Annotated in this window: 21 protein-coding genes; 20 read left to right on the top strand and 1 reads right to left on the bottom strand. The window is 55.1% G+C overall.

Translation table 11 applies throughout. The features are described from left to right. Positions 1 to 24 precede the first annotated feature (24 nt). The 19 genes from dnaX (at position 25) to QLQ17_RS09845 (ending at position 18,247) form a co-directional block, all read left to right on the top strand. Positions 25 to 1,821: a DNA polymerase III subunit gamma/tau gene (gene dnaX / locus QLQ17_RS09935; protein ID WP_283209427.1), complete on the top strand. Its 1,797-nt coding sequence runs from the start codon at positions 25 to 27 to the stop codon at positions 1,819 to 1,821. Between the two features lie 21 nt (positions 1,822 to 1,842). Then, a complete protein-coding gene (locus tag QLQ17_RS09930) occupies positions 1,843 to 2,163 on the top strand; it encodes a YbaB/EbfC family nucleoid-associated protein (protein ID WP_283209426.1) in 321 nt (106 codons plus the stop codon). Between the two features lie 13 nt (positions 2,164 to 2,176). Further along, positions 2,177 to 2,779, top strand: coding sequence for a recombination mediator RecR (recR, locus tag QLQ17_RS09925; RefSeq protein ID WP_283209425.1), 603 nt, complete (start codon positions 2,177 to 2,179; stop codon positions 2,777 to 2,779). A gap of 16 nt (positions 2,780 to 2,795) precedes the next feature. Beyond that, positions 2,796 to 3,929, top strand: a complete 1,134-nt coding sequence (locus QLQ17_RS09920) for a ribonuclease D (protein WP_283209424.1) — start codon at positions 2,796 to 2,798, stop codon at positions 3,927 to 3,929. Further along, complete coding sequence (locus QLQ17_RS09915; RefSeq protein WP_283209423.1) at positions 3,926 to 4,219, top strand: YcgL domain-containing protein; 294 nt, start codon at positions 3,926 to 3,928, stop codon at positions 4,217 to 4,219. The genes QLQ17_RS09920 and QLQ17_RS09915 overlap by 4 nt, the downstream gene beginning before the upstream one ends. Beyond that, positions 4,216 to 4,662, top strand: coding sequence for a YcgN family cysteine cluster protein (locus QLQ17_RS09910; protein ID WP_283209422.1), 447 nt, complete (start codon positions 4,216 to 4,218; stop codon positions 4,660 to 4,662). Before QLQ17_RS09915 ends, QLQ17_RS09910 begins: the two co-directional genes overlap by 4 nt. A gap of 3 nt (positions 4,663 to 4,665) precedes the next feature. Then, complete coding sequence (locus tag QLQ17_RS09905; protein WP_283209421.1) at positions 4,666 to 5,010, top strand: hypothetical protein; 345 nt, start codon at positions 4,666 to 4,668, stop codon at positions 5,008 to 5,010. A 56-nt stretch (positions 5,011 to 5,066) separates the two neighbouring features. Next, on the top strand, positions 5,067 to 7,121 hold the full coding sequence (locus QLQ17_RS09900; protein ID WP_283209420.1) for a VWA domain-containing protein: 2,055 nt from the start codon (positions 5,067 to 5,069) through the stop codon (positions 7,119 to 7,121). A 114-nt stretch (positions 7,122 to 7,235) separates the two neighbouring features. Further along, the gene (locus tag QLQ17_RS09895; protein ID WP_283209419.1) at positions 7,236 to 8,078 is read left to right on the top strand and encodes an AAA family ATPase; all 843 of its coding nucleotides are present in this window, start codon (positions 7,236 to 7,238) and stop codon (positions 8,076 to 8,078) included. A gap of 22 nt (positions 8,079 to 8,100) precedes the next feature. Beyond that, positions 8,101 to 9,279: a vWA domain-containing protein gene (locus tag QLQ17_RS09890; protein WP_283209418.1), complete on the top strand. Its 1,179-nt coding sequence runs from the start codon at positions 8,101 to 8,103 to the stop codon at positions 9,277 to 9,279. A 339-nt stretch (positions 9,280 to 9,618) separates the two neighbouring features. Beyond that, entirely contained in the window at positions 9,619 to 10,143 is a 525-nt protein-coding gene (locus tag QLQ17_RS09885; RefSeq protein ID WP_283209417.1) for an AraC family transcriptional regulator, read from the top strand. Positions 10,144 to 10,179: 36 nt separating this feature from the next. Further along, positions 10,180 to 11,805: a hypothetical protein gene (locus QLQ17_RS09880; protein ID WP_283209416.1), complete on the top strand. Its 1,626-nt coding sequence runs from the start codon at positions 10,180 to 10,182 to the stop codon at positions 11,803 to 11,805. After that, on the top strand, positions 11,802 to 14,621 hold the full coding sequence (locus QLQ17_RS09875; RefSeq protein WP_283209415.1) for an outer membrane protein assembly factor BamD: 2,820 nt from the start codon (positions 11,802 to 11,804) through the stop codon (positions 14,619 to 14,621). Before QLQ17_RS09880 ends, QLQ17_RS09875 begins: the two co-directional genes overlap by 4 nt. Beyond that, on the top strand, positions 14,611 to 15,210 hold the full coding sequence (locus tag QLQ17_RS09870; RefSeq protein WP_283209414.1) for a tetratricopeptide repeat protein: 600 nt from the start codon (positions 14,611 to 14,613) through the stop codon (positions 15,208 to 15,210). The genes QLQ17_RS09875 and QLQ17_RS09870 overlap by 11 nt, the downstream gene beginning before the upstream one ends. Beyond that, on the top strand, positions 15,211 to 15,576 hold the full coding sequence (locus QLQ17_RS09865; protein WP_283209413.1) for a hypothetical protein: 366 nt from the start codon (positions 15,211 to 15,213) through the stop codon (positions 15,574 to 15,576). A 16-nt stretch (positions 15,577 to 15,592) separates the two neighbouring features. Continuing rightward, positions 15,593 to 16,237 (top strand): MotA/TolQ/ExbB proton channel family protein, encoded by a 645-nt coding sequence (locus QLQ17_RS09860; protein WP_283209412.1) that lies wholly within the window; start codon positions 15,593 to 15,595, stop codon positions 16,235 to 16,237. A 33-nt stretch (positions 16,238 to 16,270) separates the two neighbouring features. Continuing rightward, positions 16,271 to 16,786: a biopolymer transporter ExbD gene (locus tag QLQ17_RS09855; protein ID WP_283209411.1), complete on the top strand. Its 516-nt coding sequence runs from the start codon at positions 16,271 to 16,273 to the stop codon at positions 16,784 to 16,786. Next, positions 16,783 to 17,277, top strand: a complete 495-nt coding sequence (locus QLQ17_RS09850) for an ExbD/TolR family protein (protein ID WP_283209410.1) — start codon at positions 16,783 to 16,785, stop codon at positions 17,275 to 17,277. The genes QLQ17_RS09855 and QLQ17_RS09850 overlap by 4 nt, the downstream gene beginning before the upstream one ends. Beyond that, positions 17,270 to 18,247: an AgmX/PglI C-terminal domain-containing protein gene (locus QLQ17_RS09845; RefSeq protein ID WP_283209409.1), complete on the top strand. Its 978-nt coding sequence runs from the start codon at positions 17,270 to 17,272 to the stop codon at positions 18,245 to 18,247. The genes QLQ17_RS09850 and QLQ17_RS09845 overlap by 8 nt, the downstream gene beginning before the upstream one ends. A gap of 40 nt (positions 18,248 to 18,287) precedes the next feature. Here QLQ17_RS09845 and QLQ17_RS09840 read toward each other — a convergent pair whose 3' ends face one another. Then, entirely contained in the window at positions 18,288 to 18,773 is a 486-nt protein-coding gene (locus QLQ17_RS09840; protein ID WP_283209408.1) for a MaoC/PaaZ C-terminal domain-containing protein, read from the bottom strand. A gap of 189 nt (positions 18,774 to 18,962) precedes the next feature. Between QLQ17_RS09840 and QLQ17_RS09835 the strand changes: the two genes are divergently transcribed. Continuing rightward, a complete protein-coding gene (locus QLQ17_RS09835; protein ID WP_283209407.1) occupies positions 18,963 to 20,636 on the top strand; it encodes an AMP-binding protein in 1,674 nt (557 codons plus the stop codon).

The following is a 20,636-nucleotide window of genomic DNA, read 5'->3' as shown; positions in this document are numbered from 1 at the left end:
TTTTTCAGCGGCAGTTGACGGAATATGAGCTATCAGGTTCTCGCCAGAAAATGGCGCCCCAAAACCTTTCAGGATATGGTCGGCCAGGAGCATGTACTTCAGGCACTGATTCACGCGCTGGACAATCAGCGGCTGCACCACGCCTACCTTTTTACTGGCACCCGGGGCGTCGGCAAAACAACCATCGGACGTCTGCTCGCCCGCTGTCTGAATTGCGAATCCGGTGTCACGGCAACGCCTTGCGGAACCTGTTCCAGTTGCCAGGAGATTCAGGAAGGGCGTTTTGTTGATCTGATTGAAATCGATGCCGCGTCCCGCACCGGCGTTGATGATATGCGTGAGCTGACAGACAACGTTCAGTACGCGCCTACGCGTGGCCGCTTCAAGGTGTACCTGATTGACGAGGTGCACATGCTGACCAACCAGTCGTTCAATGCGTTTTTGAAGACGCTGGAAGAGCCACCGGAACACGTCAAATTCCTGCTGGCCACCACCGATCCTCAGAAACTTCCCGTCACCGTGCTTTCTCGATGTCTGCAGTTCAATCTCAAGCGGATGACGCCGGAACACATCGCCGGTCATTTGCGCTATGTGCTTACCCAGGAACAAATTACCTTTGAAGAACCCGCGCTCTGGCTTCTGGCCAGGGCAGCGGATGGCAGCATGCGTGATGCACTGAGCCTGACGGATCAGGCTATTGCCTTCGGCAACCAGACCTTGAACAGCAGCGACGTCAGCAACATGCTTGGCACCATAGATCAGCGGGACGTTGCGCGACTGGTGGATGCGCTGGTGGCCGAAGATGGGCCGGCCTTGCTCTCTGAAATCCAGCGCATATCGGATTTTGCCCCAGACTACAGCGTGATCCTTGCGGATCTGTTGTCTCTGTTTCACCGGGTCACTATGGAGCAGGTAGTACCCGGCAGTGCCGATAATTCGTTGGGCGATGCGGCCATGGTTCAGAGTCTGGCTCGGCAAGTCAGTGCCGAAGACGCCCAGTTGTTCTATCAGGCAGCCTTGATGGGCCGTAAAGATCTTTCAGTGACGCCTGACGCACGCATGGGGTTTGAAATGACCCTGCTACGAATGCTGGCCTTTCGTCCTGGCGCGGATCGTCGGGAGCCACCGGCAGGCGGCAGTGCTCCTTCCAGCTCTGATAGTGATAAACGGGACGAGCCCGACCCGGCACCGGTTGTCGAAGAAACGCTGACTCCGGAACCGCAGCCGGTAGCAGAGCAATCTACGCAGGAAGCGCCGCCTGCGGCTGACGAGCCGCCGATGCCAGAAGAGCCCCCGTTGCCGGATGAACCACCAGAAATGGTGCCGGACTATGATCAGCCTCTCGACTCGCAGTCGGCGGACAACCAACCTGTTTTTGAGCCTGAGCCTGAGCCTGAGCCTGAGCCTGAGCCTGAGCCTGCTGCTGATCCCGAACCGGAACCGGGAGAATTCTCCTGGGAACGGGACTTTCGCAGCCTGAACATCGTTGGTATGCCCGGAAACCTGGCCAGCAACGCCGCCATGTCACGGGATGGTAACCAAATTGTCCTGACTCTGGATGAGGGGCACGCCCGCCTGTTGAATGCGCGCCATGAGGAAAAAATCCTCGAGGCATTGAGGAATCGTTTTGGCGATGCCATAAACGTTAAGATAGAAATAGGCGACGCGGCCGGAAATACTCCGGCGGCCTGGGAAGAGCGACAGCGCCAGGCCCGTCAGGCGGCGGCTGAATCGGCGATCCAGAATGACCCATTGGTGAAATCGATCGTTGAACGATTCGATGCAAGGGTTGTGGAAGGCAGCATTCGGCCGGGCAAATAACTGTTAAAAGAGGTGGTCACGATGAACAATATGGGCGATTTGATGAAAAAGGCCCAGCAGATGCAGGAAGAGATGCAGAAGGCTCAGGAAGAGGCGGCCAAAGCGGAAATTACCGGTGAATCTGGCGCCGGGCTGGTGAAAGTCACCATGAACGGGCGCCACGACGTGCGTAAAGTCGACATTGATCCTTCCTTGCTGACTGAAGACAAAGAAGTTCTGGAAGATCTTCTGGCCGCTGCGGTGAACGATGCGGTGCGCCGGGTTGAAGAAAACCAGAAGGAAAAGATGTCCGGCATGATGTCGGGAATGGGCATGCCGCCCGGCTTCAAGATGCCGTTTTGACTGAGGATTCTGCATGGCGTTCAGCCCACTGGTAGACGAGCTGGTTGAATCTCTGCGTTGCTTGCCCGGTGTCGGGCAAAAAACCGCCCAGCGTATGGCCTTTCATCTACTTGAACGCGGGCGCTCCGGTGGCGCCCGTTTGTCGCAAGCGCTGGAACAAGCCATGAGCGGTGTGCGTCGCTGTGACAGTTGCCAGAACTTTGCTGACACGGAGATATGCGGGATTTGTGAAACGCCTGAGCGACGCAATGGTACGCTTTGTGTGGTCGAAAGCCCGTCAGATCTGCTGGCCATAGAGCAGGCCGGCGATTACCGGGGCAGCTATTTTGTGTTGATGGGCCATCTTTCTCCAATAGATGGTGTAGGGCCAGAGGAAATTGGCATTGAGCGGCTTCTGACCCGAATAAAGGATGAGGGGGTTACCGAGCTCATCCTGGCCACAAACCCTACCGTTGAAGGCGAGGCGACGGCGCACTACATCGCAGATCGACTGGATGGCAAAGATATCCTGATTACCCGTTTGGCCCATGGCATCCCTGTTGGCGGAGAATTAGGTTATGTCGATGGATTCACGCTGACCCACGCTTTTCGCGGTCGCAAACCTTTAGCCGACTAAACCCACGAGCCACTCTATGGATGTAACACCACCAGCCCCCGCGCAGCGGGCAACATGGATCAGCAGCGCGGATGAACTGGACCGTTGGTTGAATTCTGACGCGAAATCGCCTCTGGCGTTGGATACCGAATTCGAGCGAGTCAGCACCTTTTATCCCATTCCCGGGTTGGTCCAGTTGGGGCTGGGTGATCAGTTCAGGCTGGTAGATCCTTCCGTAGCCCAGTCCAGTGAGCAATTTCGCGCAATGCTCGCTGACCCCCATCGCCGCAAGCTCCTATACGCCATGAGCGAGGATCTTGAGCTGTTTCGACATTGGCTGTCGCTGGAACCCGCAGGCATCGTTGATCTTCAGATTGGCGCTGCCATGGCGGGGCTGGGATTTTCCGTTGGCTACGCGCGCCTTGTTGAAAGGCTGTTTGGCGAGGTTCTGGACAAGTCCGCAACCCGTTCGGACTGGCTTGCGCGGCCCTTGACCGATGAACAGGAACGCTATGCGACCGATGACATACGTTTTCTGTTGCCGATGTACGAAACCATCTGGGGGCTGTTACAGCAGCGTGGAATGATTGATGCCGTCGTGGAAGAGTCCGATCGGTTTACGCAAGACCTGGCCGCTCAGGACCAGGTTGAGGACCACTATCGAAAACTTCGCGGTGGTTGGACCCTGAGTCGTCAACAACAGGGTGTATTGAAAGCTCTGGTCCAGTGGCGTGAAGAAGAGTGCCGAAAACGTGACCGTCCCCGCAACAGAGTACTGGCGGACGCATTACTCATCAGTATTGCCGAATCCTTGCCCGACAATGCCAGAGAGTTATCGTCCATCAAGGGTGTGCCCAGTGTTGTTGTGCGCCGGTACGGTGACCAGCTACTGGATCTGATCAAAGTGGCGGCAAATTCGGATAGCTCTACAATAGAGGTCATCCAGCCGCCTTTGCCACGACAGGATCAATTGCTCTACAAGCAGATCAAACGGATGATGGTGGAAGCGGCAGAGGCGCGAGATGTGCCGGTGGAGCTTCTGGCACCACGCAAGCGGCTTGAAGCAGTGGTGCAGAACCGCGATCTCAGCGCCGGTCTATTCAATAGCGGATGGCGTGAAGCAGTGATCGCGCCGATTCGTAGCAGGCTCGAGGAAGCATTGGCTGCATGACACAGAAAACGTTTGTATCCGTATTCCGCAGCAGTAAAAAGCTCGATACCTATATCTTTGTAAAACGCGGACAGGAATGGGGCGAGCTTCCCGAGAGTCTGCAGGGTATTTTTGGCGCGCCCGTTCACTCTATGGACCTCGTTCTTACACCAGAACGAAAGCTGGCCCGAACGGATGGCAGGCAGGTTCTGGATGCCATTGAGGACAAGGGGTTCTACCTGCAGATGCCTGAGGATCAAAGCAGTTTTGTGGTTGATTTCCGGAAAAAACCGGAGCCAGGTGCTGAATGATTGCAGAGATACCTTTCTGGCAGCGTAAACGTCTTGATGAAATGACGGCCGCCGAATGGGAATCCCTGTGTGATGGCTGCGGAAAATGTTGTCTTGCAAAACTGGAAGATGAAGACACGGGGGAGGTTTACTACACCGATCTGGTGTGCCGTTACATGGATCAGGACACCTGCGGGTGTACGGTATATCCCCAGCGTCTCGAGAAAGTGCCTGCTTGCACTGTGTTGACGCCTGCCAACATCGGCGAGTTTCACTGGTTGCCACATACCTGCGCCTATCGGCGACTTGCAGAGGGGCGTCCTTTGGCGGAATGGCATCCACTGCGTTCCGGCGATCCGAATTCAGTTCATGAGGCAGGCATTTCGGTGCGTCACCGGGTACAGTCGGAAGGGGCAGTGGCCGAAGAAGACTGGGAAGAACACATTATTCACTGGGTAATCTGAATCATGATGGACGCGGAAACTAATCTGGCTTATGGCCTGTTCTGGGCGTTTTACGCCGTCGCTTTTGTTGTTTTTTTCTATGCGATATCCAGGCTGTTCCGCCTGATTCCGGTATACGGAATTCGTACGCTTCTTCAGTCGGTGCTGGTTGTGGGGCTTCTGACGCCCGTTGAATCCAGCGAGGTAGCGGGCTGGTGGATGCCTGCCTGGTTACACGGTGGTTACGAGACCATTCTGGGCAATAGTGATGAAGCCGGTCGGGCGCTGTTGAATCTGGGTATCGCCAGTCTGGTCATGTTGCTCATCTGGATTCTGGATATGGTTCGATATCGCCTCGTTAAGCGCTGAAGGAGCCCGGCGCTTTTGCAATCACTCTTATAAATCGGGATTTTTGCGGAGACAGCATGCATAGATTGACTGCCCTTTTGTTTGTATTGCTTCTGACGGTAACGCCTGCTCTGCATGGCCAGCAGACAGAAGAGCTGCAACTTCCGGGGCAGGGGGATGTCCGAATCATTGTGGACATATCCGGGTCCATGAAAGCGAATGACCCGAACAATCTTCGTCAACCAGCCGTTCGTCTGCTCGCCCGCATGATTCCCGACGGCGCAGAAGCAGGCGTCTGGACCTTTGGTCAGTGGGTCAACATGCTGGTGCCGCACGGTGAAGTGGATGACGCCTGGCGCAACAATGCAGTGGCACAATCTCGAAAAATCAATTCTGTCGCGCTCAGAACCAACCTGGGAGAGGCCATCGAAAAGGCCAGCGATCCCTATCTGAGCGGGCAGGACCTCGGCAATACCGATTTCATATTGCTGACCGATGGCAAAGTGGATCTTGCAGATGACCCCGCGGTCAATGCCGCTGAGCGTCGCCGTATTCTTGGCCCGCTGCTGAGTGGGCTGAAGGATCGGGGAGCAACCTTGCACACGGTCGCGCTGTCAGAAGAAGCGGATCTGCAGATGCTCGAGGCGCTTGCCGCAGAATCCGGAGGGCACTTCTCTTTGACTGAATCGGCCGAAGGGTTAAATCGCGCATTCCTGAAAGCCCTCAATGCCGCCGTGCCGCAGGATCAAATTCCCCTGGACGAAGAGGGTTTTACCGTTGATAGCGGAGTCGAAGAATTTACGGCGTTAATCTTCTGGGGGGAGGATGAAACCTCTGAGACGAGAGCGCTGGAGTTGATCAGCCCGAATGGTGCAACCTACTCGAAAAATCAGATAGCCGGCAATATGCGCTGGGCTGCGGAAACAGGCTATGACCTGATTACCGTGACCGACCCTGAAGCGGGAGACTGGCAGGTAAACGGTGAGCTGGGCGAGGGTAGCCGAGTCACCGTCGTTAGTGACCTGCGAATGGTGGTCAGCCCGGTGCCGCCAACCTTTACGGCGGATGAGCCTATCTCTTTGAATATTGCCTTTTTTGAAGAAGACAGCCGCATAGAGAATCCCGATTTTCTCAACGTAATCAATGTCATTGTGCGACTGACGTCCAGCGATGGTCGAAGTGGATCGAAGATTCTTGCCGAGAATCAGCCGCCGGCAAATGGTATCTACACCGACGAGATCGCCAGCCTTCCAGCCGCGGGCGACTATGATCTTGAGGTCATTGCCGACGGAACCACCTTTTCACGCCAGTTTTCTGCAGTCACTCGTTTCATTGCGCCGGAATCAGCCGCGCCCGAGTCTTCAGAGCCAGAACGGTCTGAGCCTGAACCCGTCCCTTCTGAGCCCCAAACAGAGCCTGTAGAGCCGATTGAGACGACCGAATCCGGTCCCATTGATATAAGTGAGGTGGAAGAACCGTCCGCACCTGAAGAACCGGTGCAAGTGCCTGCTGAACCCGAGTCCGAGCAGGGAACGTCTTTCTGGATTTGGGCGGCTGGTGGTGGCACGGCGTTATTGTTGATTGCTGGTGGCCTATGGTTCTGGTTTGCCCGGAAAAACTCGGGGGGAAAGGATGACCCTGAAGAGGATTCCGACGAGCTCGAGCCTGAGGTTGAAGTTGAGCCAGAACCAGAACCTGAGTCTGAACCTGAACCTGAACCTGAGCCTGAGCCTGAGCCCGAACCCGAACCTGAGCCAGAGCCAGAGGAACCCGACTCGGAAGAACCAGAGCCGGAGACTGAGGCAAGTGACGACGAAAATGATAATGACGGTGATGAGGAAGTGATTCCTGAGCTGGACGAATCGGAAGACACACCGGAACCCGAGCCTGAGGCTTCAAAAACGCCAGAAGACGAAGAGGTTCCAGAGCTGGAGCCAGAGCAGGAGCAGGAGCCCGAGCCCGAGCAGGAGCCTGAATCGGAGAAAGCTTCCGAGTCTGACGACGAGTCTTCCGAGGACAACGAAGACGACGACGAAGAGTTCGGCCTGGAGGACTTTGATCTGTCGGAATTCGACGATCTTCCGGAAGACAAGACAGACGCGGACGAGGATGATCCCAAAAAAGGGGAGTGACCGTAGATTATTAGCGGAGAATCTGGCGACCCTTATCAGCCGATACTCACTTCTTTATACTGTGATCAGATTCAAACACTCGTTTAAACCGTTAGCCCGATAGGAATGATGTCCATGAAGTTTACTGGTACCGAGAAATACGTCGCGACGGATGACCTGCAGATGGCCGTAAATGCCGCGATATCACTTCAGCGCCCCCTGTTAATCAAAGGCGAGCCCGGTACCGGGAAAACCTTGCTGGCCGAAGAAATGGCCGAAGCCCTTGGAATGCGGCTGATTCCCTGGCACATCAAATCCACCACCAAAGCCCAGCAGGGACTGTACGAATACGACGCGGTATCGCGCCTTCGTGATTCGCAACTTGGCGATGAGAAGGTGAAGGACATCAGCAACTACATTGTCAAAGGCAAGCTCTGGGAAGCCTTCGAAGCAGACGAGCAGGTGGTGCTGTTGATTGACGAGATCGACAAAGCCGACATCGAATTTCCGAACGATCTTCTTCTGGAGCTGGATCGGATGGAATTCTTTGTTTACGAGACCCAACAGTACGTGCGCGCGAAAAAGCGCCCGATCGTGGTGATCACCAGCAATAACGAAAAAGAGTTGCCCGACGCGTTTCTGCGTCGCTGTTTTTTCCATTACATCAGCTTCCCGGATCACGACACCATGCAGGACATTGTGGACGTGCATTTTCCCGGTATTCAGCAACAGGTGGTTCGCGACGCGCTGGAAGTATTCTTTGACGTGCGCAAGGTGCCGGGGCTGAAGAAAAAGCCGTCCACATCAGAACTGATCGACTGGTTGAAACTGCTGATGGCGGATGAATTGTCAGCCAAGATGCTGCAGGAGAAAGACTCCAGCACGGCACTTCCGCCCCTGTACGGCGCGCTTGTGAAAAACGAGCAGGACGTACATCTGTTGCAGAAACTGGCGTTTATGGCGCGCCGTCGCAGCTGAAATTCAGCAAGAGCTACGTCTTATGTTGATTGATTTTTTTCTGGAAGTCCGACGGGCGAGGGTGCCCGCAAGCCTGCGAGAGTTTCTGGACCTCCTGGAAGCGCTCCAGAACCGCCTGGCTTTCGCCGATATGGAAGAGTTCTACTACCTGGCGCGCTTGTGCCTGGTGAAAGATGAACGCCATTTCGACAAGTTTGATCGCGCTTTCGAGACTTACTTCGAAGGCATCCAGAATCTGGACGACCTGATGGAGGCGCTGATCCCGGACGACTGGCTCAGGGCCGAGTTCGAGAAGCAGCTTACTGACGAAGAGAAGGAGAAAATCGACTCCCTCGGTGGTCTTGAAGAGCTTATCGAGACCTTCAAGAAGCGCATGGAAGAGCAGGAAGAGAGACACGAGGGCGGTAACAAGTGGATTGGTACTGGCGGAACCTCGCCGTTTGGCGCTAACGGATATAACCCGGAGGGTTTCCGGATTGGCCAGAAGAAAGGGCGCCATGGTCGTGCGGTAAAGGTCTGGGAAAAGCGGCAATTCAAAGATCTGGACGACAGCCTGACTCTTGGTATACGAAACATCAAAGTGGCGATGCGCCGGCTCCGTAAGTTTGCCCGCCAGGGTGCGGCCGATCAGCTGGATATGGACGACACCATCCGCTCAACGGCGCGCAATGCGGGCTACCTGGACCTCAAGATGGTGCCAGAGCGCCACAATGCGGTGAAAGTACTGATCTTTTTTGATGTGGGTGGCTCTATGGATCCCCATGTCAGGGTGTGTGAGGAGCTTTTCTCTGCCGCGCGGATGGAGTTTAAACACATGGAGTATTTTTACTTCCATAACTTCATCTACGAAAGCGTCTGGAAGAACAACATTCGCCGGATGAACGAGACGACGAGTACCTGGGACATACTGAACAAGTACACGCCGGACTACAAAGTGATCTTCGTGGGTGATGCGACCATGGCACCCTACGAAATTTCTCATCCGGGCGGCTCGATCGAGCACTGGAATGAAGAGGCCGGGGCAACCTGGTTTCAGAGGATAAGCGATCACTTCCGCAAGGTGGTCTGGTTGAACCCTCTGCCGGAAAGCTACTGGGGCACTGGTGGTTCTCTGGGAATGACTCGCCAGCTGGTGAACGATCACATGTACCCACTGACGATTGAAGGTCTTGAGTCGGCCATGCGGCAGCTCAGCAAGTAGCGCGAGCTCACCCGTTGACCCGCGCTGCAGGCAAAAAAAAGCCGATGCGTTGAGGGCATCGGCGAAGCTCGGCATATCAAACGGGGCTGTTAAAACACCGCCCCGCCTTTTCTGAGCAGCAATTAAGGTACCAGTTAATGGTAGCCCCTATTAAACAATGGGTTACGTTCTAAGCTGCCCATTGAATACTCCCCGTCACTCTTCATCAAGGCTCCTGGTGTCAAATAATCCGACACTCTGGAATGCTCAATTGGTGATCTGTATACCGTTCTTGGCTGTTACCAAGTGTTACTCTGCCAGCGAATTCCGTAACAGAAGTTTTCAAGAGGCGTCTTGCTCATGGTTGGCCCACATCACGCGATTAAATGGCTTGTGTTTGCCCTGTGTCTGACGATTGGGTCGGCCCATGCTGCTGATCCTGAAGCTTTGGATCGAGAGATCGATCAACTGAAATCTGACGTGGCGGCATTGAGTCAGACCCTGTTTGATATTGAAGAGTCTGTGCTTCATCCCGCTGACACTCAGGTTGCTGTTTTTCTAGCGCTGAAAGACAAAGAGGGGCTGGAACTTGATTCGATCGAGCTCTACCTCGACGGCAGCCCAGTTTCCTCGCACCTCTATACCGATCGAGAGCGGGAGTCCCTTCGCCAGGGCGGTATCCAAAGACTGTACATCGGAAATCTCCCCCACGGTGGGCACCAGCTTAAAGCGGTGCTGACAGCCAGATCGGCGAACGAGCGCTTCATCAGGCGCGAAGTGCGTCACCAGTTCCGTAAACGCCCCGGTGAATCGCGTATCCAGATGACGCTGGATGCGTCTGCGCCAGATTACGAACCGGTTGTCTCGTTCCAGGAATGGAAATAGAGCGAGGGTAATGTTGTGCAAGGATTGAATAACCGCATGACCTTCAAGCGTTGGGCCCTGGCAGTTTTGTTCTCGGCCGCAGGTGTGTCGGCATACGCTCAGACCGGACACCCCGAGCTGGATCGCGGTCTCGCGCAGTTTGCTCTTGGCGCCGGGAACGGTGCGCTTGCTCTGCGGTATACCCAAAATGCCGAGACCGAGCAAGACTATCTCCTTCGTGCGAAAGCGCTTCTGAAGACGGGCGGTCAAAGCGAGGCCGTCCGGCTGCTGGATGCCTTGATTGAAGGAGACTATTACCGGGGCGAGGCCGCATTCTTGAAATCCAGCCTGGTTTCCAATGACCAGGAAGAGAGACGTCGATTGCTTCAGATTGCCGCTCAAAAAGGGCATGGCGAAGTGAAGCAGCAAGCAAGTTATCAGCTTGCAGAAATGGCCCGCACGAATGGCCGACCAGACACCGCGGGCAAGATACTGGCGTCTATGGATACCGGGTATTGGGCGGCACTGGGTTACATGAATATTGCCGCCGATTATGGCAGCCGGGATCTGAACCCCTCCCGTGCCCTGATCTCACTACGCGTTGCCATGGCTATGGCGGAGGAAGATCCTAACAAGGAACGTGGCGAGGCTCTCAAGGCGCAGCTGCTGGTGCGCGCGGGGCTTCTGGCCTATGAAAGCGAGGATTACGACAAGGCAATAACCTTCCTGGAAAAAGTTAGGCTGGATAGCTACAGCACACCACAGGGCTTGTATTTGCACGGGCTTGCACTGACGGGCAAAGGCAAACACCGTGACGCCATGCAATCCTGGCATCGGGCGAAAAAGTACCCCCTTGCGTTTTCAGGCGTGGCCGAGTCCTGGCTTGGCACCGGCCGTGGGTACGATTTGACCGGCTATCTGGGGCAGGCCGGCGAAGCCTTTCTTTCTGCCAGTGCCACCTACGAAAGCGAGAGAGTGACGCTTCGTAAATTGGCTGACATGGTTCGCGAGAAGGGGGCTTACGCAGCGCTGTTGGCAGATGCCGGCGAAACCAGAGCCGAATGGTTCCTTGCTGATAGCCGGATGCTCACGCAGCCCCGAAGCGCCTACCTTCTTCGGTTTATGGAAAATGCTGGCAATCAGGCGGCGGTTCATCGGGTCAAGGAGTTGGATTCGATGCTTGCCAGGATGGAGCGACAGGAGCACACCTTGAAGGTGTTAACGTCTGTTCTGGATGAACGCCTTGCCAACAGCGCCAGTGACAATAAGCCTGCGCTTGGACACGTCCGAACGGAAATCGAGTCCATCAGTGCACGACTGATCGCAGCGCGGCAGAATGCGACACCCGGTTCATCGTCTGTGGAAACGATCCGGCACCTCGCGCAAACACTGAAGGATCTTGAAACATCCACAGATCGGTTCGATAAGCGACTGCATAAGCGTGACCAGCGTCTTCGTGTGCTGCACCAGAAGGCAAGCGATGCTCTGGAAAAACTGGACCACCGCAAGCGTAAAGCCACAGATGTGCTCCGGAAAGCCAACGCAGCTCTGGATCAGAAATTTCTGGCTTACATCGACCAGGAAAGTGAGCGAATGCTGGTCGCGCTGGAAAGAGCGGAGCAGCAGATTGCCCATTTATACGAGTACCTGGCTCTACAGAATCTGGGCGGGGGAAGCCAATGAGTCGCCTGCTTCCGTTCCTTTTTCCGTTGTTGGTGATTGGCGCCCAAGCTGCCCAGGCGCAGGAATCCTTCCGGGTTGAGCTTGGCCGTGACGGTGAAACAATCGGCGACATGCGGCCCGTGTTTCTGGAGTTCAAAACCCAGCCGATGCCTGCAATCTCACCCGTTGAAGTGGCCCGGCGCTACCAGAAGCTATTCGACAATGCCGAGGAGCCCGAAGTCCGCATTGACGCTCTATCGAGGCTGTCCAACATCCAGCGGTTAACGGATGAGGACGTCAGCATTTCACAGCAGACCGAAACAAGTAACTATCGCGAGGCCATCGCCAGCTACGAAGCCATCATCAACAAGGGCTCCTACTACGGCAATCTGGATGAGTTGCTGTATCAGATGGCCAAAGCGCACGCCTTCGTCGGCCAAATGGAGGCTTCTACCGATCGGCTTAAACAATTGGTCGGTCTGTATCCGAATTCTGACCTGGTTCCAGAGGCGCGCTTCCGCATTGCTGAATCGGCTTTTTCGTCGGCCAACTATGCGGAGGCTGAATCCGAATATGGCAGATTGATTTCGGGTAAGGGTGGTGACGACCTGAAAACGAAAGCCCGATATATGATGGGTTGGAGTCAATACAAACAGGGACCGACCGCATGGCGGCGTGCTGCAGATTCGTTTCTGACGGTATTGGGCGGTTTCAGTGACCGGACAGCTGGTTTTACCGAAGTGGCTTCTGCAGACGCGGGGCTGATTGAAGATACCTTCCGGATTATGGCGTTGATGGCCGCCGAAGCTGAGGGCGTGGAATCGATCGCCGAATGGTCCGAAGAATCAGGGTCTGAGGTTTCAGTGCTTGATTTCAGCCATCTGCTTTATGACCGGCTGGCGGATCTCTATGCCACCAGGGGCGATTATTCGCAGAGTGACGCGGTTAATCACGCCTACATCGCTGAGTTCGCGGGACATCCATCGACGCCGGGATTCTATGCCCAATCGGTGGATGTATGGCGCATGGCGGGTCAGCCAGGGAAGGTTCGGCGGGCTCGCGCAGACTTCGTCGCAGCGTACAGCGATCCTGACCGCTATACCGGTCTGAATAGCGGTGATCAGCAGCTGTGGAAAGACTTCACCAAGCGCCTGGCGGATTACCACTACGATCAGGGTGAAACGGCCGACAGCACGACCAAAGCTTCTTATTTTACGACTGCGGCGGAGTATTACGAGCAGTTGGCAACACGGCAGGAAAGGCCGGGTGAAACGCTACGTCTCGCTGGCGATGCCTCGCTGCAGGCTGGACTGTACGAGCGCGCACTGTCTGACTACCGACAAGCTGCTTACGGAGCGAAAGAATACGATGGTGCAGCCGATGCCGGTTGGGCTGCCTTGCTGATCGAGCGTAATGCCCTGGATGGCCAGTATTCACTCAACGTTCCTCTGGGGCGTTTTGCGGACTCGGCGCAACAATGGGCAGAAAGATTCCCAACAGATTCACGGGTTGCCGGACTGAGTTCGGATGTTGCAAACCGGCTATTGGCGGACGGTCGCGCAGAGCGGGCCGCTACGTTTGCCAGTGCCGCGATAGATCATCCGGCCTCTGACAATGAAATCCGATACAGCGCCCACCTGGTAATGGGTGAAACCCACGTTATCAACAAAGAATTCGGTCTTGCCGAGAACGCCTGGCGCAAAGCACTCAAGCTGGCAGGCGAAAGTTCGGATCTCTTTGTGAGTGGCGAAGAACTGCAGTCACTACGCCGACAACTGGCGACGAGTATCTACCGTCAGGGCGAAAATGCAGCGGACGCTGGTAAAACTGACATTGCGGTTGCTCACTTCCAACGCATTGACAGTGCGCTCCCCGGCTCAGATATTGCCATTAAGGGTCGATACGACGCGGCGAACACCTTGCTCAGAGCAGAGCGCTGGCTTGCTGCAGTCAACGAACTTTCACGTTTCCGCCAGGATTTCCCGTCACACAGCTTGTCGGCCAGCATCGGCGAAAAACTGGTGTTCGCGTACGTTTCGTCAGACCAACCTGTGCGCGCAGCGGATGAGCTGATGTCCGGCAGCGGCGGCGAAGAGCCGCCCATGACTGACCAGCTCAGAGCAGCAGAGCTGTATCACGAGGCGGGCGCAACGGATAAGCGCAACAGCATTTACCTTGCTTTCCTCAGTCAGGATCCCGACGTCATCGAACCCCGAGTGGCGGATGAACACCTCCGCAACCAGATGCTCAGACAGCGTTTGATTGAATCAGATGTATCGGCCACTCAATTCCGCGAAGACATGGTTGCTTCCGAACTGGGAAGCCAGTGGCATTCTGAAGAAACCCTGAATTGGTCGGGACAGGCAGCCCTGTCACTGGCCGAAATCGAAGCTAACCGCTTCGCTGCGGTAGAGCTGAGGGTACCGCTGGCAGATTCACTCGGCAGGAAGCAGCGCCTGCTGGAAGCTGCTCGTACCCGATATGAACAGGCTCAGCAATTCGGTGGTGATTCTGTGATTTCGAGGGCTACCTACGAGCGCGCCGAACTCTATCGTCAACTGGCAAAGGATTTGATGGCGTCTGAACCGCCACCTGAACTGAGTGAGCTGGAGGCGATGCAGTACCAGATGCTTTTGGAGGAAGAGGCCTATCCGTTCGAAGAACAGGCTATTTCCATGCATGAAAAGAATCATCAGCGCTTGGCGGACGGCGTCTTTGATCAGTGGGTAGAGCAAAGTCTGCAGGTTTTGGCCACTTTGTTCCCTGGCCGCTATTCCCGATCAGTGCGCTGGATGACTCGCAGTAATAGCAGTGAGGAAACCAATGATGACGCGTAGCTATTGCCTGGTTTTTTTAGGTGTCCTGCTGGTGGGCTGTGCAGGCAGCCCGTCCAAGAACCTGTCTGAGACGGATGCAGTGCCCCAGAAAAGGCAGGCTGTGAAGACCGAGCCATTGACAGATGCGCAGCAGGCCCAGATGGAGTCGGCGCGAGAGGCTCTTGACTTAGAAAACTGGGCGTCCGCCCGATCTGTTCTGGAGGCGCTAAAAACTCAGCGACCGAAAGTGTCCGAAATACACGCATATCTTGGCTGGGTCGCTCGGCAGCAGGGCGAAAAGGAAGGGGCGATTGAGGCCTACCGCACAGCGTTTGACCTTGATCCATACGATGCGGTCTCTGCCAACAATCTGGCTCTTTTACTGAGAGAGCAGGGAAAATTCCAGGCGGCGGTCAGTCTGTTGCAGGAGGGGCTTGAGTACTCCCCAAACGTAGCTGATTTGCACTACAACCTCGCGGTTATTGCAGAGCTCTATTTGCTGGATCTCGAATTGGCCTTGAGGCACTACCGTGCGTTTCGCGAACTGAATGGGCAGGACAGTCAGCAGGTTGCCGGCTGGATTGCCGATCTCGAGCGGAGGCTTAACTAGATGACGGTCTGGACACTGGGAACAATGCTACTGAGGGCGGTCGGTGTCATTACCCTTTGCTTGTCGCCGTCCGCTTTTGGACAGAATGCTGCAAGCAACACCGGCACACAGGCAGTGGAATCTGCCGCAATGGAAACAGTTGCACTGACTGTGGATGGCATTAATGCGACCTCCGGCGAGGACAGCCCGGGAGTGGTTTATATCTTGCCGTGGCAGCCGCCGACATTGCCAAGGCGTACCAGGGACGCTCTGGAAACCAATGCGTCTGAGCTGCTTGCTCCCATGGACCCGATGGTGTTCGAGCGCCATCAAGAATTCAAACAATCACTGAATCCGACTCTGGATTCCAAGAATACCCGGCGATAGCACCAGGAGTTTGATCATGCTGGAAACCATTGCACGTTTTTTTCAGGAAGGTGGTGCATTTATGTACCCCATTGCCGTTGTTCTGGCCCTTGGTTTGGCCATCACTATGGAACGGTTCGTTTACCTTTCCGGTGTTCGTCGTCGGAACAGGATTGCCTTTGAAAAAGGCATTCTGCCCATGCTTCGCAAACGTGACTATCAGCGGGCTATGAAGGCCGCCAATGCATCGGACAGTTCCATTGCGGCCATCATGAGCGCGGGCATTGGTCGACTTCTGAATAATCATCGTCGCGAAGACATCGAATACGCCATGGAAGAAGGCTTGATGGAAGTGTTGCCAAGACTGGAAAAGCGCACGCAATACCTGTCAACACTGGCCAACGTTGCCACTTTGTTGGGGCTGCTGGGCACCATTATCGGTTTGATTTCTGCCTTTACCGCTGTAGCAGCTGCGGATCCGTCCCAGAAAGCATCGCTGCTTTCGGAAAGTATCTCGGTGGCGATGAATACGACGGCGTTTGGTTTGATGTCCGCCATTCCGCTGCTGATGTTTCATGCCATTCTGCAAACACGAACCAATGAAATCGTGGATACGTTCGAGATGGCAGGCGTCAAGTTGCTGAACATCATCTCTGAAAAGTCAGAGCCTTCAGGCGCCTGATCCAGAGGCAGATTTAGAGCACCGAGATTCGCTATGAGAAGAAAGCATCGCAAGCTTACATCTGAGGCTGATCTGGATATCACGCCTTTCATGAATCTGATGATTGTTCTGGTGCCTGTGCTCCTTCTGGGCATGGTGTTCAGCCAGATCAGAATGATCGAACTGGATTTTCCCGGGATGGACGCCGGCAAGGCTCCATCGGCCGAGGAGTTCAGGCTGGTTGTTGCTCTCATTCCCCAGGGCATTGAAGTGGCAGACAGCGAGCGCGGCGTTATTCAGACTTTACCGCTCATAGAAGGCAAACAGGATTTCGAAGGCCTTCGCTTCATACTCAGGCAAATCAAGAAACGAATGCCGGAAAAAACCGACCTAGTTCTGGAAGTGGGGCCGGATGTGGATTATCAAACCCTTGTAAAAGCAATGGACACGGTACGTTCTTACCCTGCCGTGGTGGCTGCCAATGTCGTTGAGGGTGAGCTGTTCCCGGATGTTTCCCTGTCAGATGCCGCAGAGGACAGGCAGCTTTCTGTAAAGCAGGAGGGTGCATGAAAGAATCTCGTCGCGCCCATCGAATGCGTCGCCACTACGGACGGATGCACCGGACAGGTGGGCTGAACCTGGTATCGCTGATGGATATATTCACCATTCTCGTGTTCTTTTTGATGGTGAACTCTTCTGACGTCAAAGTGATGCAGAACACAGCGGATGTGCCCTTGCCCAAGTCGACCGCTGATAAGCAGGCGGAAGAATCCCTGATCGTTCAGGTCGTCGGTGAAGCTGTGCTGGTGCAAGGACGTGAAGTAGCCAGACTCAGCGGAATCGAAGCGGGTGACATTACGGTCGGCGGGCTGGCAGAGGAACTTGCGTATCGGCGGAGCCGAGGTGGCGACGTGCCTGAAAAAGGACATGAAGTCACGATAATGGCAGGCCGGGATACGGACTATCGATTGCTCAGGAAGATCATGCAAACCTGTATAGACGAAGATTATCGACAGGTGCGCCTGGCAGTTGAGTCGGCGGTGGAGGTGGCCAATGGCTGAACGTAACCGCCCGGAACTCGGGTTGCCGTGGGGTGAAGATCAAAGTGAGGGGCGCAGATTCTATCTGGCTGTTGGACTGATGGTGGTGTTTTTCCTGCCACCGGCGTTACTGATACCCAGTCTGAATTTGCCGGAACCCGAGCGCAGCGAAGCGGAAAAGATTCCACCACAGCTGGCAAAACTGATCGAGAAAAAAGAACCGCCAGAGCCGGTTGTTGAACAGGCGCCAGAGCCGGAGCCCGAGCCAGAACCTGAGCCCGAGCCGGAAAAGCAGCCGGAGCCTCCTGAAGAGAAGCCGGCACAGATCGTCAAGACACCGGAACCGCCAAAGCCGGAGCCACAGCCACAGCAGGCATCGCCAAAAGAAGTTGAAAAAGCGCGTGAAAAGGCCTCCCGCTCCGGTTTGCTCGCGATGAAAGATACGCTGGCGAGCATGCGCAGTCCGGAGCCGGAGGTTCGAGAGACCATGACGGCAAATGTCGACGGCAGCAGTGCCCGTCCGGAAACGGACAGCAACGCGGATACGTCAGGTAAGGCCCTTGCCGGAAGTGGCGGTGTCGACCGGGAGCAGGGGGTTACTCGCCAGGTCGCAGTTGCCGAGCATCAGGTTCGGGATGTCGAGGTTGCCGAAGAGGCGACGCCTGCCCCGCAGCCACAACAGGTTGCAGACACTGGACCTTCGACTCGCTCCATGCGGAACATTCGCAAGGTGTTTGATGCTAACAAGACCGCACTGAACGCGATGGTCGGCCGGGAGCAGCGCAAAGACCCGCTATTGCATGGCAAGGTTCTGTTGAAATTGGTGATTGAACCAGATGGCTCTGTGTCGAAATGCGAAGTTGTGGATTCAGAGCTGGATCACCCGCAGCTTGAGCAGAAAATTGCGATGCGGGTCAGGCTGTTCAATTTCGGTGCTGCGGATGTTCAGCAGCGGGAGCTCAAGTTCCCACTGGATTTTCTACCGGGCTGATCGCTTTTAAACTTGCCGAGGGCTCCCTGGCAAATCAGTATCAATGCTCGATGGTGATCTTGGGAAGGGTTGGTTTGTTGAACGACATTTTCTGGGTGGGGGCGATGACTTTTGCGTCGCCGAATACCACCTGTTCATCGTTTTGATTCCGTACGTCGCAGGTGAAAGTTACGCGGTTTTTACGGTCTTTACTTGCGACGGTCAGATGTACCGTTAACGTGTCGTCCAGTTTCACCGGGCGTTTGAACGCCAGACTCTGTTCCAGATAAATGGTGCCTGGCCCGGGCATCACCGTCGCCAGCGCCGCCGAGATAAGCGACCCACTCCACATGCCATGCGCCACTCGCTCCCGAAAGACAGATTCCGCCGCAAACTCGGAATCCAGGTGCACCGGGCTTACGTCGCCGGATACGGCCGCAAACAGGACCAGCTCATCTTCTGTAAGCGTCTTAACGTAAGTTGCCGAGTCGCCTTCCTGAAGTTCGTCATAAGTGATGTTTTCCAGGATATCGAGGGTATCGGTCATCATCCGCTCCGCCGTTTCAACGTGATATTTTTGGCCCTTGCTTCTTACCCGAAAACTACCTCATCAGTCACAAAACTGCTATTCTCTGACGGATTTTTTCGCGCTTAGACCTTCGTATTGTTGCTATTTTAGAAAAAGAAAACACAGATCGAAGACAACAATCAAAAAGATGCCGAACAGGAGATTGTGATGGATTTTGAGCAGTTCTATCAGGATAAATACCCCGATGGTGTTCCTCGTGAAGTAGATCTGAACAAATACAAGAGCATGGTTGATGTGTTCGATCAGGCGGTAAAAAAATACGCCGACAAACCGGCTTTCAGTGCCGTAGGCGCGACGCTTACCTATCGGGATCTGGACACTCAAAGTCGAAATTTCGCAGCCTGGCTTCAGAACCACACTGACCTCAAGCCCGGCGACCGCATTGCTGTTCAGATGCCAAACGTTTCCCAATACCCGGTGGTTGTTTTTGGCGCCATGCGTGCTGGCCTGATCGTGGTAAACACGAACCCGCTTTATACCACCCGTGAGATGGAGCATCAGTTCAACGACTCTGGCGCCAAGGCGCTTGTAGTGCTTGCAAATATGGCTCACAACGCAGAAAAGGTGCTTCCGCAGACCGGTGTAGAACACGTGATTGTGACCGAGCTTGCGGATATGCATTCGCCGCTGAAGCGCACCCTGATGAACGCAGCTGTTAAGCACCTGAAAAAAATGGTGCCTCCTTTCAACCTGCCTCAAGCGCACAAACTTCCAGCGGTGCTGAGTGAGGGCTCAAAGGAAAAATTCACTGCTGTTGAATGCAAGCACGACGATATCGCAGTACTTCAATACACCGGTGGCACCACCGGCGTGGCTAAAGGTGCCATGCTGACCCACGGCAACCTGGTGGCCAACCTGCTGCAAGCTCGTCCGATGATGGGAGATTCCATCGAAGAAGGTAAGGAAGTGGTGATTGCGCCGCTTCCGCTCTATCACATTTATTCGTTCACGCTGAACTGCGGCATTATGTTGGAGGCGGGCGCGCATAATGTGCTGATCCCGAACCCGCGTGATATTCCGGGGTTCGTGAAGGAACTTCAGAATCACAAGTTTACGGCGTTCCTGGGGTTGAACACGTTGTTCGTCGCTCTCTGCAATAACGACGATTTCAAAGCACTCGACTTCAGCCACCTGAAGCTGACGTCGTCCGGCGGCATGGCGCTGACCAGCGATACGGCCAAGATGTGGGAGCGCGTCACGGGTTGTGAAATCAGCGAAGGCTATGGCATGACTGAGACCTCTCCGGTGGTCACTTTCAACCCCAGCAGTGCCATTCAGCTCGGCACCATTGGTCTGCCCATTGCCAACACCGTCGTTAAGACCATTGACGATGATGGCAACGAGACAGACTTTGGGGTCGCCGGCGAGCTCTGCGTCAAGGGCCCGCAGGTGATGCGCGGCTATTGGCAGCGCCCGGAAGACACTCAAAAGTCTTTCACTGAAGACGGCTTTCTGAAAACCGGTGACGTGGCACTGATCCAGGAAGATGGCTATATCCGGATCGTGGACCGCAAAAAAGACATGATTATCGTCTCCGGATTTAACGTCTATCCCAATGAAATCGAAGACGTCGTATCGGGGCATCCCAATGTGGTTGAGTGTGCCGCCGTCGGCGTGCCCGATGCCAAGAGTGGAGAGGCCGTCAAGGTTTACCTGGTCGCAACTCCGGAAGGAGTGACCGAGAACGAGCTCAAGGAGTTCTGCCGTGAACGTTTGACGGCTTATAAGGTGCCCAAGTCATTCGTATTCCGGGACGAGCTGCCAAAAACGAACGTTGGCAAGATTCTTCGTCGTGAACTTCGGGACGAGGCCAACGCCTGA

The sequence above is a fragment of the Marinobacter sp. CHS3-4 genome (assembly GCF_030053415.1).
Taxonomy (GTDB): domain Bacteria; phylum Pseudomonadota; class Gammaproteobacteria; order Pseudomonadales; family Oleiphilaceae; genus Marinobacter.
This window is presented reverse-complemented; position numbering and strand designations above follow the sequence as displayed.

Coding starts and splice junctions, on each gene's coding strand:
- recR (WP_283209425.1), top strand. CDS start 2,177: ATGGCGTTCAGCCCACTGGTAGACGAGCTGGTTGAATCTCTGCGTTGC.
- QLQ17_RS09920 (WP_283209424.1), top strand. CDS start 2,796: ATGGATGTAACACCACCAGCCCCCGCGCAGCGGGCAACATGGATCAGC.
- QLQ17_RS09840 (WP_283209408.1), bottom strand. CDS start 18,773: ATGACCGATACCCTCGATATCCTGGAAAACATCACTTATGACGAACTT.
- QLQ17_RS09845 (WP_283209409.1), top strand. CDS start 17,270: ATGGCTGAACGTAACCGCCCGGAACTCGGGTTGCCGTGGGGTGAAGAT.
- QLQ17_RS09895 (WP_283209419.1), top strand. CDS start 7,236: ATGAAGTTTACTGGTACCGAGAAATACGTCGCGACGGATGACCTGCAG.
- QLQ17_RS09910 (WP_283209422.1), top strand. CDS start 4,216: ATGATTGCAGAGATACCTTTCTGGCAGCGTAAACGTCTTGATGAAATG.
- QLQ17_RS09865 (WP_283209413.1), top strand. CDS start 15,211: ATGACGGTCTGGACACTGGGAACAATGCTACTGAGGGCGGTCGGTGTC.
- QLQ17_RS09890 (WP_283209418.1), top strand. CDS start 8,101: ATGTTGATTGATTTTTTTCTGGAAGTCCGACGGGCGAGGGTGCCCGCA.
- QLQ17_RS09900 (WP_283209420.1), top strand. CDS start 5,067: ATGCATAGATTGACTGCCCTTTTGTTTGTATTGCTTCTGACGGTAACG.
- QLQ17_RS09875 (WP_283209415.1), top strand. CDS start 11,802: ATGAGTCGCCTGCTTCCGTTCCTTTTTCCGTTGTTGGTGATTGGCGCC.
- QLQ17_RS09870 (WP_283209414.1), top strand. CDS start 14,611: ATGACGCGTAGCTATTGCCTGGTTTTTTTAGGTGTCCTGCTGGTGGGC.
- QLQ17_RS09880 (WP_283209416.1), top strand. CDS start 10,180: ATGACCTTCAAGCGTTGGGCCCTGGCAGTTTTGTTCTCGGCCGCAGGT.
- QLQ17_RS09930 (WP_283209426.1), top strand. CDS start 1,843: ATGAACAATATGGGCGATTTGATGAAAAAGGCCCAGCAGATGCAGGAA.
- QLQ17_RS09905 (WP_283209421.1), top strand. CDS start 4,666: ATGATGGACGCGGAAACTAATCTGGCTTATGGCCTGTTCTGGGCGTTT.
- QLQ17_RS09885 (WP_283209417.1), top strand. CDS start 9,619: ATGGTTGGCCCACATCACGCGATTAAATGGCTTGTGTTTGCCCTGTGT.
- QLQ17_RS09915 (WP_283209423.1), top strand. CDS start 3,926: ATGACACAGAAAACGTTTGTATCCGTATTCCGCAGCAGTAAAAAGCTC.
- QLQ17_RS09855 (WP_283209411.1), top strand. CDS start 16,271: ATGAGAAGAAAGCATCGCAAGCTTACATCTGAGGCTGATCTGGATATC.
- QLQ17_RS09835 (WP_283209407.1), top strand. CDS start 18,963: ATGGATTTTGAGCAGTTCTATCAGGATAAATACCCCGATGGTGTTCCT.
- QLQ17_RS09860 (WP_283209412.1), top strand. CDS start 15,593: ATGCTGGAAACCATTGCACGTTTTTTTCAGGAAGGTGGTGCATTTATG.
- QLQ17_RS09850 (WP_283209410.1), top strand. CDS start 16,783: ATGAAAGAATCTCGTCGCGCCCATCGAATGCGTCGCCACTACGGACGG.
- dnaX (WP_283209427.1), top strand. CDS start 25: ATGAGCTATCAGGTTCTCGCCAGAAAATGGCGCCCCAAAACCTTTCAG.